The organism is Urechidicola sp. KH5, from assembly GCF_054661455.1.
Genome location: NZ_BAAFSW010000002.1, coordinates 826,441 through 843,067 on the forward strand (window position 1 = coordinate 826,441; position 16,627 = coordinate 843,067).

The window sequence follows — 16,627 nt, forward strand, 5'->3', positions numbered from 1 at the left end:
ATAACTAACAAATAGTTTAATAGTATTACGTGATGACAAAATTTAAAAGTTTACTTGTTGCTGTTGTACTTTCTGTAATTGCAGGAAGTTGTACTGCCGAGAAAAAAGACCCAATTGCTAAAGAAGAAAAGAAACCTAATGTTGTAATTATTTATATGGATGACTTAGGTTATGGTGATGTTGGTGCTAATGGAGCTACCGAAATTAAAACACCTAATATGGATGCCCTAGCAAATGGAGGTATGCGTTTTACAAATGGTTATGCGAGTTCTGCAACTTGTACACCAAGCAGGTATGCTTTGTTAACGGGGGTGTATCCTTGGAAAAACAAACGCGCTAAAATCTTACCTGGTACTGCACCTTTAATTATTGATACCTTACAGATGACAATTCCTAAAATGATGAAAGCTGAAGGCTATCATACAGGTATTGTTGGAAAATGGCATTTAGGTTTAGGTACTGGTTATGTAAACTGGAATGAAAGAGTGAGCCCAGGTCCAAACGAAGTTGGGTTTGATTACTCCCATATTATGGCGGCAACACAAGATCGTGTGCCAACAGTATATATTGAAAATGGTGATGTAGTTGGATTGGATAAAAATGATCCTATCGAGATTAATTATAAGAAAAATTTTGAAGGGCAACCAACAGGAAAAGATAATCCTGAATTATTAACAATGAAGTGGCACCATGGACACAATAGTAGTATTGTAAATGGTGTGCCTCGGATTGGTTATATGAAAGGTGGAGAAGCTGCAAAATGGAGCGATATTGATATGGCAGATCACTTTTTAAAAGATGCACAAGATTATGTGAAAAAACATAAAGATGAGCCATTCTTTCTTTATTATGCAATGCAGCAACCACATGTTCCGAGAACACCGCATCCAAGATTTGTTGGGACTTCTGGTATGGGACCAAGAGGCGATGTGATTGTGGAAGCAGACTGGGTATTAGGTGAGTTTGTAAAAACATTAGAAGAAGAGGGTGTTTTAGAAAATACATTGATTGTATTTACTAGTGATAATGGCCCTGTATTAAATGATGGTTATTATGATGATGCTGTTGAGAAATTAGGAAATCACGAACCTGCTGGAGGATTAAGAGGTGGTAAATATAGCTTATTTGAAGCAGGAACTAGAGTGCCATTTTTTACTTATTGGAAAGGGAAGATTCAACCAGGAGTATCTGATGCTATTGTGAGTCAGTTAGATTTATTATCATCTATTGGGCAATTAATAGAAAGTGATGTTAGAGCAGAAGATAGCGAGGAGTTATTAGATGTGTTTATGGGTAAAAGTAATGATGGTAGAAAATCTATAGTTTTAGAGGCTACAACACGTACTGCTTTAAGAAAAGGAGATTGGGTAATGATTCCACCTTATAAGGGAGCAAAGGTTAACAAGCAAGTTGACATTGAATTGGGTAATGACAAAGCATTTCAATTATATAATTTAAAAGAGGATAGAGGTCAGCAAAACAATTTAGCGGAGTCTAATCCAGAGAAATTAGAAGAAATGAAAGTAGCTTATAAAGAATCAATAGGTTCTGTAGAGTTAGTGACTGAGCAATTAGAATTGCACTAAAATATATTTCAATTCAAAAAGCTGCCATTGGCAGCTTTTTGTGTTTTTAACTTAACTATAAAACTATGAATGGTGTTCGTATACATATAATGATAGCCCTATTATTGCTATGTAATGTAAGTCTTAAGGCACAAATTAAAGAAATAGAAATTCAGGGTAAAGTAATTGATGGTACAGAAATGGGATTGCCCTATGTGGCAATATCAATACCTAGTTTGTCTAAAGGAACTAGTACCAATGAAGATGGTAAATTTTTGTTGTCTATAACTGAAGATCAGTTAAATGAAACATTAGAGATTTCTAGTATTGGTTTTAAAACATATACCATTACTATTCAAGATTATTTAAATGCTAAAAATTTTGTAATTCTATTAGAAGAGGATGTAGCTACTTTAGATGAAGTTACTTTGACCGCGCCTAGTTTTTATGTGAAAAACGCTTTGAAAAATATAAAATACAACTATGTCAGTGAGCCTCATCAATTAGATGTATTATATAGAAGATTTTCATCAGAACGTGGTAAAGCAAAGTTCTTTATAGAACACTATTTAAAGGCAGAGGATCGAGGCCCTAATTCATCAAGTTTTGATAATATAGAGGTGTTACAAGCGCGTCAGTCGGCAGATTATTCAATGCGAAAAACAAGACTAAGTGCACATGCAATTAATACAACGGCAAGAATTAATCCGTTGAGAAGTGGTTTGAGAGTAAAAAGTTATAAATGGATAAAAACTGATGACACAACCTATGATGGCGAAGATGTAATTGTTGTTGAGGGTAAAAAAGGAAAGAAGGGCTATTTACGCTTATATATTGGTATGGATACTTATAGTGTTTATAAGATTGAGACATCTGATTTAAATGCAGTTTACATTTACAAAAAAAATACAGACGGTAAGTTGTATTTGAGCTATCACAAGAGAGAGTGGACTCGAAAGTTGGAATTGACGGATCAAGAAAAGATGTATCTAAAAATTAAAAATGATAAAATAAATATTTCATTTAGGCATGAATTGATTGTGATGGGTATTACAACAGATAAAAAAGAGATTGATGCTAAGAGTACAAATCATCTAGCAACAGAAATGAAATTTATTAAAGTACCTTATGATGAGGCGTTTTGGAGTAGCTTTGTTGCACCGCCACCAACGGCGTTTCATTTAAAGAGTATAAAAGAATTAGAGTCTATTTACGATGTGCCTATTCAAACACAGTTTGATGCAGTAAATAAATAAAATTAGAAAATAAAAAACCCTAAGTGAAAACTTAGGGTTTTTAAGTGGTACCTCCAGGAATCGAACCAGGGACACAAGGATTTTCAGTCCTTTGCTCTACCAACTGAGCTAAGGTACCAGTTGCATAATTGCGGGTGCAAATATAATAATGTTTTTTAATGTAATCAAAACATAATCTCAAAAAAATACTCCTTATTTTTGCACTTTATTTTTTGTGCCATATGAATTTGATAATTGATTTAGGAAACACTCATGCAAAACTTGCTGGTTTTGATGAAGATACCCTTCGATTTATTGAAGTTATTGGTAAGGATGAAATTGAAAAAAAAATTTCTACTCTTTCAAGAAAACATTCATTTGAACAGGCAATTTTATCTTCTGTAGTAAAACATTCAGATAAAATTGTTGCTACTGTTCAAAAGATTTGCCCAATGCTCATATTAAATCCACTAACTCCAGTTCCTTTCCAAAATAATTATGGAAGTCCCGAAACTTTGGGGGTAGATCGAATAGCGTTGGCTGCGGCTGCAATAAATGAGTACAAAAATCAAAATGTTCTCGTAATAGATGCCGGTAGTTGTATTACCTATGAATTTATTTCTGAAAAGGGGGTGTATATGGGAGGTGCAATTTCACCAGGAGTTGAAATGCGATATAAGGCAATGCATAGTTTTACAGATAAGTTGCCCTTGTTAAAAACAACAGCACCTGATAATATTATTGGTAATTCTACAGAGCAAAGTATGCATTCTGGCGTTGTAAATGGTGTAGTTCATGAGATTAACGGAATAATAGAGCAGTATCATTATCAATTTCAAAAATTAACAGTAGTTTTAACAGGAGGAAGCACAAAATTCTTGGCTGAAAGATTAAAAAATAGCATATTTGCCCATCCAAATTTTTTATTGGAAGGACTAAATACTATTTTGACATATAACACACAGAATGATTAGAAAGATAGCTGGAGTAATTTTGGCCTTTTTTTGTTTACAAACAATTGCACAAAGAAATGATTCTTCACCTTACTCTTCAATGGGAATCGGTTCAGAGGTAGAGGCTAAAACGGTAGAAGAAATGAGTATGGGAAGTGTGGGTACAGCCAGTAATTCCTATCAATTGAGTTTTTCAAATCCAGCGTCATATGCAGGATTGATTATTACAAATTATACTATTGCAGGAGAAAACAGAGCTTATAATTTTAAGGATGATAATGCGAAGGATAATAGTTCGAATGCTTATTTGTCTTATCTGGCTATGGGAATTCCGATGGGTGATAGAGGAGGATTTGCTTTTGGATTGAATTTAAATTCTACTATTGGATATGAGATTCAAAGTCAAGATGTAAATGAAGAAGGAGATGTCACTCGTGCAGCCAAATTTGAAGGTAATGGAGGTACGAATAGAGTTTTCTTTGGGGCAGGTTATGAGGTGTTTGAAGGTTTTAGTCTTGGAGGGGAAGTTGAGTACTATTTTGGAAAAGCGGAGAAAACAGTTACAGAGCAATTAAGAGATATAAATTTAGGGACTCGTTACTACAGCAATGGGCGATTAGATGGATTTGGTTTTCGTGTAGGAGCAATGTATAAGAAAGAATTAAATGGAGGAATTACAGTTGCTGCCGGAACAACAGTTTCACTTGAAAACGAATTAGAGGCAGATACGCAAGAGTATCTGTATTCTATTGATTTAAGCGAGTTGCGTCCGAGAGATACAATTCTTGACAGAGAGGCTAAAGGAATGTATACAACACCTTTAAAAACAGCCATTGGTTTACATGTTGGAAATTCGAATAAATGGGGAGTAAGTGCAGATTACTCATTTAGAAAGCCAATTGAGTTAAGTGGTAGTTTTGGTAATTACAATCCGGAGTTTCAATATGAAAGCTACAGCAAAGTGGCGGTAGGGGGTTTTTTAATACCTAAATACAATTCTATTTCTAGTTATTGGGATAGGATTTCCTATAGGGTAGGTGTAAAATATGTTAAAACTGGATTGATGACTACAGGGTCTGATACTCCTGGTAGTTTGACATCGATTAACGACTTTGGCATATCTTTTGGTTTTGGTATGCCTATAGGTAGAGAATATTCAAAGTTAAATACTAGTTTTGAATTTGGATCAAGAGGAACCACTGATAACGGTTTAACAAAAGAGAACTACTTTAATTTTAGATTAGCAATTGAATTTGGTTCTAAATGGTTTAGAAAATATGAGATTAATTAAATACAACGTATCAACAATGAAAAGAATGAACTACGCAATAGCAGGATTATTGCTTTTTGCAAGTGTTACTGTTATGGCTCAGATGCCAATGAGTAAACAAGATTGTACAGTTGAGTACAATTTATTTAAAGGTGATATTCAGAGTAAAAATTTTTCAGACGCAAAAGTTAAGTTAGATAATTTAATGAAGAATTGTCCGGATTTAACAGTTAATATCTATAAATATGGTATTAAGATAGCTGATGATATTGCTGAAAAAGGAGATTTAGTAGGTGGTGTAAAGTTGGCAAATGAGATTTATGATCAACGTATCAAGTACTTTCCAAAAGATTTGGCAAAAGTATACAGTGATTGGGTAACTTTCTTGGAAAAATATGATTTAGGTGAGGATGAGCGAATTTTTCAATATTTAGAGAAAGCTTTCAAAATCGATCCTACAGCAATGTCTCCTAAAAATATCTATTTATATTTTGATATGGTATTGGAGCGAAATAAAAACATTGATGTTCAAAAAATTCTCGATACCTACGATGATATCAACGATGCTTTGGATAATAAGGCTATTAAGTACCAGGAGCGTTTAAGTAAGTTAATTGCTAAGGAAGAAGCAGGAAATGCTTTAAGTTCTAAAGATGCTAAATCAAAAAGAATTTCTGAAGGTCAACTTAAGAATGTAGGTATTATAAAAGGTGGTTTAGATGCGAAGATTGAGGAGTTATTGACTTGCGAGCGTTTAGTGCCATTGTATAGAAGAGATTTTGATGCAAATAAAGACAATGCAAAATGGTTACAGAGAGCTGTATCAAGAATGTTCCGTAAAGAATGTACTGAAGATGCATTGTATGAAGAGTTAGCAACCGCCTATGCAAATGCTGATCCTTCTTCAAATGCATATATTTTCTTGTCTGGTATTTTAGAGAAAAAAGGAAAGACAGCTGAAGCTTTAGAAATGCGTAAAAAAGCAATTGAGTTAGAAATTGATCCTTCAAGAAAATCACGCTACTTATTAACTATAGCACAAGATTTCAATAAGAAAGGTCAATTAAGTAAAGCAAGACAATACGCTAACGACGCTATAAAATACAATCCTAGTAATGGTGCTGCTTACTTATTAGTATCTAGTATGTATGCTAAGAGTGCAAATAATTGTGGTACAAATGAGTTCTCTAAAAGAATGGTATATGTGGCTGCTTTAAATAAGGCGGAAAGAGCAGTAAAAGTAGATCCAAGTATTTCTTCAAGAGCTAAGAAGTATATTAAAAGTTACAAGGCAAATTTACCTTCAAAATCTATGATTTTTAACGAAGGAGTTAAGGAAGGAGATTCTTTTAAAATTTCATGTTGGATAGGCGAAACTGTTAAGGTTAGGATTAAGTAGTGCGTCTAATATTTAGTACATTTGTACTAAACTATGACAGAATTTGTAAATAATATTATCAAGAGCATTGCTATACTAATTGGTGTAGCAATGCTTTTTTCTTGCGGTAATTCTAACCAAGAAATTCGTGATTTGTTGGCAGATAAGAACCTGCCAATTGGTATTGCTAAAAATATTACGAATATTTATACCGATTCCGGTCGTGTTACATCAACATTGTCGGCTCCGTTATTGCATAATTATAGTAATAGGTCGAATCATCCTTATACCGAATTTCCTGAAGGTGTAAGAGTTGTTACATTTGATAAGAATCAAGATTCTGTTGTTGTAACTGGAAATTTTGCAGTAGTTTGGACCAAAACTAGTATATCAGAAATTAAAGGGAATGTGGTTATAATGAATTATGTTGAGCGAAAAAAACTTAAAACATCTCAGTTGTTTTGGGATCAAAAAGTAAAATATTTTTATACTGAAAAACCCTTTACGTTGTATACAGAAACAGATACTTTACATGGTGTTGGTTTTGATGCAAGAGAAGATTTAAGTCAGTTTAGTGCTAAAGAAGGTAGCGGAATTATTTATATTAATGAAAGTGAAAAGTAATGCATAGAGTTGGTAAAATTTTTGAAATAGGGTATTTGGTAGTTGCTGCAATTTTTATATTCGATTTGTTTTATAGATGGGCTGAATTAGATAGTACCAGAAGAATTATGTATGGTGCATTTGCGGCCCTTGCAGTATTTATGTTTTTCTTTAGAAGGCGCATGCGTAAAAGGCGCGAGGAGTACTTTAATAATAAGAAATAATGGAGGCTGAAATTGCTATAATCGTTCTTTCTATTTTGGCTTCGGCTTTTTTTTCAGGTATGGAAATAGCCTTCGTATCTGCAAATAAAATGCACATTGAGCTTGAGAAAAAGAAAGAGGGTTTTTTGGCAAAGGTCTTAACAAGACTAACTCAAAAGTCGTCTAAATTTATCACCACTATGTTGGTAGGTAATAATATTGCTCTAGTAATATATAGTTACTTTATGGGCGAGTTTTTGGTGCGGTTTGTTGCAATTTCAAATCAGTTTCTCACTTTATTGTTGCAAACTTTGATTTCTACTATTGTTATCTTAATTACTGCAGAATTTTTACCAAAAGCTTTATTTCGTATTTATGCCAATGAGAGTTTAAAAATATTTGCTGTTCCAGCGTATTTCTTTCTTATTTTATTTTATGTGTTATCTACATCAATTTCGGCAATTTCAGATTTTTTTTTAAAAGTTTTTTTTAATACAAGTTCAGATATAGAACAGACTGAGTTTAGTAAGGCAGAATTAGAATCGTACATTTCTGAACAGCTAGAAAAGAGTGAGGATACAGAAGTTGACTCAGAAATTCAGATTTTTCAGAATGCATTAGAATTTAATGACGTGAAAGCGCGTGAGGTAATGATTCCAAGAACAGAAATTTTAGCGGTAGATATAAGTGAAACAGTACCAAGTACAAGAAAATTATTTGTTGATAGCGGATATTCAAAAATAATCGTTTACAAAAATTCTTTAGATGAAATAGTGGGGTATGTTCATGCTTTTGACATGTTTAAAAAACCAAAAAGCTTGCGATCTATTCTACTCTCCGTTGAGTTTATTCCAGAAAGTATGATGATCAATGATGTGCTAAACGTACTTACAAAGAAGAAAAAAAGTATAGCGGTGGTTTTAGATGAGTATGGTGGTACCTCAGGCATAATGACTGTAGAAGATATTGTTGAAGAACTATTTGGTGAGATTGAAGATGAGCACGATACTATTGAGTTAACTGAACATAAAATTAATGATAGAGAGTTTGAGTTATCTGCACGATTAGAAGTAGACTACCTAAACGAGAACTACGAGTTAAATTTACCGGAAGATGAAAGTTATGAAACATTGGGCGGTTTAATCGTGTATCACTCAGAGAATATTCCATTAGAAAACGAACTCATTAAAGTAGATAATTTCGAATTTAAAATTACCAAAGCAAGAACTTCAAAAATTGAAGAAATCTACTTAAAAGTAAAGGCAAAAGAGGATTAAGTTTACTGTCTTTAAAAGCCTATTTTTTAGCTTCTTTTTATTCAAAAATTCCCTTTTATTATTCAACTTAGAATTGTATTTTCGCACACTATAATAAAAAATTAATAGAATGGCGATACTATCGAAACTTAGAGAGAAAACCGTTGTGGTGATTGGAGTTATTGGTTTGGCACTATTTGCATTTGTAATTGGAGATGCAGTAAATAAAAATGGTGGAGGCGATATAGCTAATGTTGTTGGAGAGGTGAATGGCGAAGAATTTAGTAGAGAAGCGTTTAATAGCCAAATAGAGGCGTATAAAGCAAACTCTGGTGTAACTGACAGACAAGCAATGAATGCTGTTTGGGATGGCTTTGTAAGAGATCAACTTTTTAAAGAGCAATTAGAGCTTGCAGGTGTAGTGGTTGGAGAAGAAGATGTATGGCAAAGTATAATTTCGATGCCTTATTTTCAAAACGGTCCTCAATTCAAAAATGAAATTGGATTGTTTGACGAAGAAAAGGTAAAAGAGTTTATTGCAAATATGCGTGATGATGCAATTGGTGCAGATAAAGGATCTGTAGAATACTTAACTTGGTTAAACTGGTTAAATACAGAGCAACAAATTCGTGAGAGTTTAATCCGTTCTTCTTATGGAGATTTAGTAAATGCTGGTTTAGGTGCTAGTGTTGAAGATGGTAAAAGAAGTTATTTTTATAACAACACAGGTGTCAATGCACAATTTGTATATGTTCCTTACACATCAATTGCAGATGCCGATGTAAACTTGAGTAACGCAGATTATCAAAATTATATCAATGCTCGAGCAAATGAGTTTCAAGTAGAAGAAGGACGTAACTTAAAATATGTTCATTTTAAAATTGAAGCATCAGAGGCAGATAAGCAAGCTATCAGATCAGATTTAGAATCATTAAAATCTGGTTTCGCTACGGCTGAAGATAATAATGAATTTATTGATATTGAAAAATCTGATTTAGCCTTAAACGATTCATACAGATTTAAGACATCTTTACCAGTTGTAGTTCAAAATGAGGTTATGGCAGCGAGTCAAGGTGATGTTGTTGGCCCATACGAAGAGGCCGGTTACTTCAAGATTGCAAAGGTAGCAGAAATTAAAAAAATGCCGGATTCAGTAAAGGCTAGTCATATATTAGTAACTTATTTAGGTGCTCGCTCTGCAAGTGCAGAGACAGTTCAAACAGAAGAACAAGCTAAGAAAACTGTTGATAGTATTTTAAATGTTGTGAAAAGATCACCATCTAAATTTGCATCTTTAGCTCAAGAATTTTCAGTAGATCAATCAAATGCGAGTAATGGTGGAGATTTAGGTTGGTTTAATTATACTAGAATGGTGCCTGAATTCAGAGATTATTCATTCGAGAACTCAAAAGGAGACATTGGTATAGTTCAAACCGTATTTGGTTACCATATCGTTAAAATAGATGATCAAAAGAATATTCAGAATACGGTTAAGTTAGCTGAGTTATCTCGACAAATTGATGCTTCTGCTGAAACTGAAGCTACAATTTATCAGAATGCAGAAATTTTTGCTTCTGAGTTAGTTGCCGGAGCAAATATAGACGAGGCTGCGGGAGAAAAGAATTACATTCCATCACCCGCGAATAATATAAAGGCTTTAGATGATTTGGTTCCTGGTTTACCAGGTAACAATCGTTCTATTGTTCGTTGGGCATTTGAAGATATTACTGAAAAAGGTGCTGTTAAGCGTTTTGATGTAGACGGCGGTTATGCTGTTGTAGTTTTAGATGGTAAGATTAAGGAGGGTATTGCACAATACGAAAATATCACAAGTCAAATTAAAACGAAAGCAATTAATGAGCGTAAAGCTGAATTAATTGAAGCTAAATTGTCTGGTGCTACATTAGAAGAGATTGCAAGTGCAAACAATGTTTCTGTTAGAACAGCTTCTAATGTAACTTTAGCGAGTCCAACAATTTCAGGTGTGGGTAGTGAGCCAGCTGTCGTTGGGGCAATGTCTTTAGCTAAGGTAGGTGAGCTTCACAAAGGTATAGCAGGAGAAAAAGGAGTGTTTGTATTTAAAGTAAGTTCTAAAGAAGTACCAACTGATTTAGATAACTACAATACATTTAGAACGCGTTTAACTGCAGACTACAAGTCGAGATCTTCGCAGTTATTAGAAAGCTTAAAGGAAGCTTCAGATATTCAGGATTATAGAGCTGTTATCTATTAATAAGGAATAATAGAAAGAACAAAATATTTAAAAAGGAGAAGCTATTTAGCTTCTCTTTTTTTTTGGTGAATATTATCTGGCGAGAGGTTTAATTCTAACAATTTTTAGATATGTCAGCTAGCAATTAATTAGCAATAAAAAAGAGGTGCATAATGCACCTCTTTTTTATTTTGAAAGTATGATAAATAAATTATCTATTCATACTCATTAAGAACTCTTCGTTGTTTAAGGTCCCTTTCATTCTGTCATGTAAGAATTCCATCGCCTCAATAGGGTTCATATCTGCAAGATACTTGCGCAATACCCACATACGTTGTAGTGTTACTTCATCTAATAAAAGATCATCTCTACGTGTACTAGATTTTACTAAATCTACAGCAGGGAAAATTCTACGATTTGCAATATTTCTATCTAATTGTAGCTCCATATTACCAGTACCTTTAAATTCTTCAAAGATAACTTCGTCCATTTTAGAACCAGTATCTGTTAAGGCAGTTGCAATAATAGATAAAGAGCCACCACCTTCTATATTTCGTGCGGCTCCAAAGAAACGTTTTGGTTTGTGTAGTGCATTTGCGTCAATACCACCAGATAAAATCTTTCCAGACGCAGGTGCAACAGTATTGTATGCTCTAGCTAAACGAGTAATAGAGTCTAATAAAATTACTACATCATGGCCACACTCAACCAATCGCTTTGCTTTTTCTAATACAATATTTGCAACACGAACATGCTTTTCAGCTGGTTCATCAAAGGTAGATGCAACAACTTCTCCTTTAACGTTACGTTGCATATCAGTAACCTCTTCCGGACGCTCATCAATTAATAAGATGATTTGATAAACTTCAGGATGATTAGCAGAAATAGCGTTTGCTATATCTTTTAGTAAAATGGTTTTACCTGTTTTAGGCTGAGATACAATCATACCTCGTTGTCCCTTACCAATTGGCGAGAAAATATCGATAATTCTGGTCGATAAATTTTTACTTGCCATATTTAAACGCTCATCAGGAAACAAAGGTTTTAAATGTTCAAAAGCAACACGATCTCTAACTACGTTTGGATTTAAACCATTAATCTTAGATACTCTAATTAGTGGAAAATATTTTTCACCTTCTTTAGGAGGTCTTACATTTCCTTTAACGGTATCTCCAGTTTTTAATCCGAATAGTTTAATTTGACTTTGAGATACATAAATATCATCTGGAGATGATAAATAGTTATAATCTGAAGAACGCAAGAAGCCATAACCATCTGGCATTACTTCTAAAACACCTTCGCTCTCAATAATACCATCAAACTCATAGTCAGGATCTCTATACTTATTACCATTCTTTTTAAATGGCTGTTTCTTTTGGTTTTGTTTATTGTCTTGCTTGTTTGAGTTGTTTTCTCGTTTAGCAGGTTGTTGTTTATGCTCATTTTGTTTTTGAGGAGGTTTTTCAGAAGTTGCTTTTTCTTCTGATGCAATTTCAGAAGCTTTGTCCGATTGCTTTCTCGGTCTTCTTGCCTTCGCTGCTGGCTTTTTTTCTGTAGCAGTGTCAGGTTTTATTTCCTCCTTGGGAGCAGCAGCTTCTTTAGTTGTTTTATCAACTTTAGCAATGCGCTTGCGTTTTGGTTTAGGCTTATCAGTAGCACTCTCAGCAGGCTTTGGATTTGCTGCTTGATAATCGAGAATTTGATAAACTAAATCCAATTTTTTTAATTGACTAAACTTTGGGAGTCCAATAGTTCTGGCAATTTCTTGAAGATCTGCAAGAGATTTACTCTTGAGTTTGGAAATTTCAAACATTATTTAGGATTAATATTAATTAAAATACGTTGTTAAAGAATAACTTTATAAAGTATGCTGATTTGTTTATTGAAATAAATTGCAACAAGGCAATTCTCTATTTGAAGAGATCACAAATATATAAAATAAAATTAAAAGGAAAGTTTTTATCGTTTAAAAGATTAGTTTACATTTGCAGACCTCAGTACAGAAGGTATGATTCAAAGAATTCAAACGTTATACTTATTAATTGCACTACTGCTTTCTAGTGTTGCACCTATATTGATAAGTCTATGGGAAAACGTAAGTGGTCAAACAGTGTTTGCTTTAGACTTATTGAAGTATGAAAGTTTACTCGTTAATATGGTTCCTGTTTTGTTTGTAGCTTCTGCACTATTGTCTTTAATAACTATTTTTCAGTTTAAGAAAAGACAACTGCAATTTGTGTTGGGGCGTTTAAATATTTTGATCAATCTTATTTTATTAGGAGTATTGATTATTCTATTACAAAACTTATCTGGAGAAGTGTTTATTTCTGAGAAGGGTATTGGGGGATTCATTCCGATTTTGGTAATTGTTTTTATTGTTATTGCAAATAAAGCTATTAGAAAGGATGAGTCACTTGTAAAATCTGTAGATAGAATTCGATAACCTAATTTCTTAGTATATTTAGTGCAAAAATCACCTGAAACATTCAGGTGGTTTTTTGTTTTATAAAGAATTACCTGTTTTTAGGGAGTAAAAATCACTGTTTTCGGTGATTGTTTGGTATTTTGTTAACCTGTATATTTGAATTGGGAAAATTGAAAAAGATACGAGTACATATTGCAGACGATCACCAAGTACTGATAGACGGTATTAAAGCGGTACTTAAAACAGACCCCGAAATTGATGTTGTAGGCTATTCTTTAAACGGACAAGAAGTTTTAGATTGGTTCAAAACATATGAGGCAGATGTTTTAGTATTGGATATCAATATGCCATTAGTAGATGGTATTAAAGTGCTGCAAATGTTTAGAAAGCGTAATTTTCAGCCTAAAGTAGTAGTTCTGTCAAGCTATGATGACATTAAACTAGTAAAAGAGGTTTTGAAAATTGGAGCTAAAGGATTTTTAGCAAAAAAATGTGCTGCCGAACAAATTGTAGAGGCTATTAAAACTGTGGATAAAGGGGAACAGTATTTTAGCGAGAATATTAAGAATAAAATATTCTCAGCGTTCTCGAATGAATCAGTTGACAACTCTGAAAATAGGTCTGACAGCACTTTTTTTGGGTCCTTAACTAAAAGAGAAAAGGAAATATTAGCTCTTGTATCACAAGAGTATAACTCTTCAGAAATAGCAGATTCTCTAAGAATTTCTGTTCATACTGTGGAGTCACATAGAAAAAATTTAATAAAGAAGTTACAGGTTAAAAATGTTGTGGGGTTAGCACTGTATGCTCATAAAAATGAATTAATATAAATCGATAAATTATGATGTTAAAATCCTACAGCTTATCTTGTACATTTACAAAAACGGGAAAAGAGTATAGAATTAAATTTGATGTAGCCTCTGGAGTAGGTGTTAGTTTTAAAACCGTTGGAGATGTAAATCAAATTAATTTAAAACTAGACAGCGCAGCAAAAGATACCCAGTACCATAAAACGTATGAAGTTTCAGGTGAGTTTGATTTAGAATTCAATCAAAATTCAAACTTAAATGAAGAGAGAAGTAATGACCCAATTGTAATCAAAATTCGTCCTTAAAGACTTTTAAAATATTGTATTTTTATACAATGAAGCGCAATCAACTAGCCAACTTTATAGTAGCGTTCATGTTAATGAACGCTACTGTTATTTTTAGCCAATACCATAAAGAGTTTAATACACAATTAAAAGTGGTTGATGCTTATATCGACCAGGGGCAGTTTAACAAAGCACATGCATTGTTAGATAGTCTAAGTGCAATTCTCACCCATTCCAACGATTCGTTGTCAAAAGTAATTGAATTAAAGAGAGTAAAGGTGTTGAATACTGAAGGAAAAAGTGACCAAGCACTACAATTATTAATGAAGGGTTTTAGTTCTTTAAAGGATAACCCTAAAGCTAACTTTTACAGTGAATATGCCTATGAAATAGGAGCTGAATTTACCAACATTGATGATTTTAAAAATGCTTTTAAATATTTTAGTTTAGCAGAGAAAGGCGCAGAGATTCGTAAAGATTCATTGGCTTTTAGCAGATCGTATTTAGGCCTTGGTAGTACTTATTTGAGAAAATATGGTGCTTCTAGGAAATCCGAATCAAGTCCAGATTCAATTTCTATAGATAGTGCTAGCTATTTTTATGACAAGGGAATTTTAATGTTTCCAAAATCTGCGAGCGATAAATATATTTTAGGTACAATTCTTACAAATCAATTGACATTAAACTATTTTAAAGAGAATTATGATCTATCAGAAGATTATGGTGAGCAAAGTTTGAATTTGTGGACCAAAGAAAAAGATTCTTTGCAAATGGTTTTGGCACTAAATTCTTTAGGATCTGTTAACATCGCTAAACAAGATTATGATAAATCTCTATATTATTACAATTTAGGTCTAGGGTTGGTTGAAAACAGAAAAGACCTTCAGTCTTTGGATGATAAGCGTATGTTTCTGAATAATTTATCCTATGTATATTCAAGGATAGGAGATTTTGAAAAAGCATATAATTTTAAAAAACAATCTGCAGACTTAAAAGATTCTATTGTAGAAGTGACTAAAGTTAAAGAGCTGGCTGAAATTGAGGTTAGATTTAATATTGCAGAGCAAGAGAAGATTACCACCCAAGAGATGTTTAAGCGTAAAAGGGCAGAAACATGGTTAGTTGTTGTTGGGTTGATTTCTTTAATTTTAATGGTAACAATTTGGTTGTCTTATAGAGTGCGAAAAGTAAGAAATGAAAAGAAGCGTTTAATTCTAGAGCAAGAAAAATTGTTACAAGAACGTAAAATTGAAACTCTACAGACAGAGGCTCAAATTAAAATTTTGAACGCCACCATAGATGGTAAAGAAACAGAGCGAAAGCATATAGCGGAGATTTTGCATAATAGTGTAAGTACCTTATTGTCTTCAGCTCGTATGCATATCCACGCGGCTAAAGCTTCGTTAGTATTGCCAATACCTGAAGAAATAGATAAATCACAGGCGCTTGTTTTAGAGGCGGGAGAGAAGATAAGAGATTTGTCACATAAATTAATTTCTTCTGTACTATTAAAATTCGGTTTAAGTTTTGCCATGGAGGAGCTTTGCGATAAATACTCGAATTCAAATTTAAAGTTTGAACATTCTTCTCAAAATATTGAACGATATAATGAGGAGTTTGAAATTAAGATTTACAATATAATAGAAGAGTTTTTAAACAATATAATAAAACATAGCAATGCTTCTCAAGCGTCCATTTTATTAAAAGACTTAAACGGTAATTTAGAGGTTCTAATTTTTGATGATGGCGAAGGTTTTGATGTTTCGAAAATTAAAGAATCGAAAGTTTCTGGATTGGGCCTACCACAAATAGAGGCTAGAATAATAATGATGAGAGGTACCTTAGATATAAAGTCCTCAAAAGAAACCGGAACACGAATTTACTTTAGAGTTCCGGTAGACGATATAAAGATTTAAACGCGTTTACCCAATTCAATTACTTCCAAATTCTTAGTTTCACCACTGACTAACTCAAATCGTAGCATCGTTCTTACTCGATGAAAACCGTGTTTACCAGCAGCACCTGGATTCATATGTAAAAGCTTTAAATTGTTGTCGTATTGTACTTTTAAAATATGCGAATGACCGCAAATATAGAGTTTAGGTTTTTTACTGGTTAATTCTGTTTTTACGCGTGCATTGTAACGATTTGGGTAGCCTCCAATGTGTGTGATAAATACAGTTACTCCCTCTAATTCAAAATATTGATCTAATGGAAATTCTTTACGTAAATCGCCCCCATCAATATTGCCGTAAACAGCTCTAAGTTTTGTTTCGTTCCGCAAGGTGTCTGATACATCTACATGTCCAATATCACCAGCATGCCATACCTCATCAGCTTGTTTCACATACTTTAAAATTTGTTCATCAATAAATCCATGAGTGTCCGAAAGGAGCAGTATTTTTTTCATTAAAATATCAATAATTACGCAGTG

At 33.3% G+C, this 16,627-nt stretch carries 15 protein-coding genes and 1 tRNA gene; 13 read left to right on the plus strand and 3 right to left on the minus strand.

Translation table 11 applies throughout. The features are described 5' to 3' along the window. Positions 1-32 precede the first annotated feature (32 nt). The gene (locus ACYQ5R_RS08145; RefSeq protein WP_460190426.1) at positions 33-1,586 is read left to right on the plus strand and encodes a sulfatase family protein; all 1,554 of its coding nucleotides are present in this window, start codon (positions 33-35) and stop codon (positions 1,584-1,586) included. Between the two features lie 65 nt (positions 1,587-1,651). Then, positions 1,652-2,821, plus strand: a complete 1,170-nt coding sequence (locus ACYQ5R_RS08150; RefSeq protein WP_460190427.1) for a carboxypeptidase-like regulatory domain-containing protein — start codon at positions 1,652-1,654, stop codon at positions 2,819-2,821. 45 nt (positions 2,822-2,866) lie between these two features. Here the strand turns inward: ACYQ5R_RS08150 and ACYQ5R_RS08155 are convergent. Further along, a tRNA-Phe gene (locus ACYQ5R_RS08155) sits at positions 2,867-2,939 on the minus strand. Between the two features lie 103 nt (positions 2,940-3,042). Between ACYQ5R_RS08155 and ACYQ5R_RS08160 the strand changes: the two genes are divergently transcribed. The 7 genes from ACYQ5R_RS08160 to ACYQ5R_RS08190 all read left to right on the plus strand — a co-directional run bounded on the left by ACYQ5R_RS08160 (position 3,043) and on the right by ACYQ5R_RS08190 (position 10,696). Further along, complete coding sequence (locus ACYQ5R_RS08160) at positions 3,043-3,774, plus strand: type III pantothenate kinase (protein WP_460190428.1); 732 nt, start codon at positions 3,043-3,045, stop codon at positions 3,772-3,774. Beyond that, positions 3,767-5,044, plus strand: coding sequence for a hypothetical protein (locus ACYQ5R_RS08165; protein ID WP_460190429.1), 1,278 nt, complete (start codon positions 3,767-3,769; stop codon positions 5,042-5,044). Before ACYQ5R_RS08160 ends, ACYQ5R_RS08165 begins: the two co-directional genes overlap by 8 nt. 25 nt (positions 5,045-5,069) lie before the next feature. Beyond that, positions 5,070-6,422, plus strand: a complete 1,353-nt coding sequence (locus ACYQ5R_RS08170; RefSeq protein ID WP_460190430.1) for a tetratricopeptide repeat protein — start codon at positions 5,070-5,072, stop codon at positions 6,420-6,422. 33 nt (positions 6,423-6,455) lie between these two features. Beyond that, on the plus strand, positions 6,456-7,025 hold the full coding sequence (gene lptC / locus ACYQ5R_RS08175) for an LPS export ABC transporter periplasmic protein LptC (protein WP_460190431.1): 570 nt from the start codon (positions 6,456-6,458) through the stop codon (positions 7,023-7,025). Next, a complete protein-coding gene (locus ACYQ5R_RS08180; protein WP_460190432.1) occupies positions 7,025-7,228 on the plus strand; it encodes a hypothetical protein in 204 nt (67 codons plus the stop codon). The genes lptC and ACYQ5R_RS08180 overlap by 1 nt, the downstream gene beginning before the upstream one ends. Continuing rightward, the gene (locus ACYQ5R_RS08185) at positions 7,228-8,484 is read left to right on the plus strand and encodes a hemolysin family protein (protein ID WP_460190433.1); all 1,257 of its coding nucleotides are present in this window, start codon (positions 7,228-7,230) and stop codon (positions 8,482-8,484) included. The genes ACYQ5R_RS08180 and ACYQ5R_RS08185 overlap by 1 nt, the downstream gene beginning before the upstream one ends. 109 nt (positions 8,485-8,593) lie before the next feature. After that, a complete protein-coding gene (locus ACYQ5R_RS08190) occupies positions 8,594-10,696 on the plus strand; it encodes a peptidylprolyl isomerase (protein ID WP_460190434.1) in 2,103 nt (700 codons plus the stop codon). Between the two features lie 190 nt (positions 10,697-10,886). Here the strand turns inward: ACYQ5R_RS08190 and rho are convergent, their stop codons facing one another. Then, positions 10,887-12,488: a transcription termination factor Rho gene (gene rho / locus ACYQ5R_RS08195; protein ID WP_460190435.1), complete on the minus strand. Its 1,602-nt coding sequence runs from the start codon at positions 12,486-12,488 to the stop codon at positions 10,887-10,889. Positions 12,489-12,683: 195 nt separating this feature from the next. Here rho and ACYQ5R_RS08200 point away from each other — a divergent pair, with 195 nt between their 5' ends. The 4 genes from ACYQ5R_RS08200 (at position 12,684) to ACYQ5R_RS08215 (ending at position 16,109) form a co-directional block, all read left to right on the plus strand. Next, positions 12,684-13,118, plus strand: coding sequence for a DUF4293 family protein (locus ACYQ5R_RS08200; protein WP_460190436.1), 435 nt, complete (start codon positions 12,684-12,686; stop codon positions 13,116-13,118). 152 nt (positions 13,119-13,270) lie between these two features. Beyond that, positions 13,271-13,930: a response regulator gene (locus tag ACYQ5R_RS08205; protein WP_460190437.1), complete on the plus strand. Its 660-nt coding sequence runs from the start codon at positions 13,271-13,273 to the stop codon at positions 13,928-13,930. A gap of 11 nt (positions 13,931-13,941) precedes the next feature. Beyond that, positions 13,942-14,214: a hypothetical protein gene (locus ACYQ5R_RS08210; RefSeq protein WP_460190438.1), complete on the plus strand. Its 273-nt coding sequence runs from the start codon at positions 13,942-13,944 to the stop codon at positions 14,212-14,214. A 29-nt stretch (positions 14,215-14,243) separates the two neighbouring features. Continuing rightward, positions 14,244-16,109, plus strand: coding sequence for an ATP-binding protein (locus ACYQ5R_RS08215; protein WP_460190439.1), 1,866 nt, complete (start codon positions 14,244-14,246; stop codon positions 16,107-16,109). On the opposite strand, the gene ACYQ5R_RS08220 is transcribed toward ACYQ5R_RS08215, so the two are convergent. Next, positions 16,106-16,603 (minus strand): metallophosphoesterase family protein, encoded by a 498-nt coding sequence (locus ACYQ5R_RS08220; RefSeq protein WP_460190440.1) that lies wholly within the window; start codon positions 16,601-16,603, stop codon positions 16,106-16,108. The genes ACYQ5R_RS08215 and ACYQ5R_RS08220 overlap by 4 nt on opposite strands. Between the last annotated feature and the right edge of the window lie 24 nt (positions 16,604-16,627).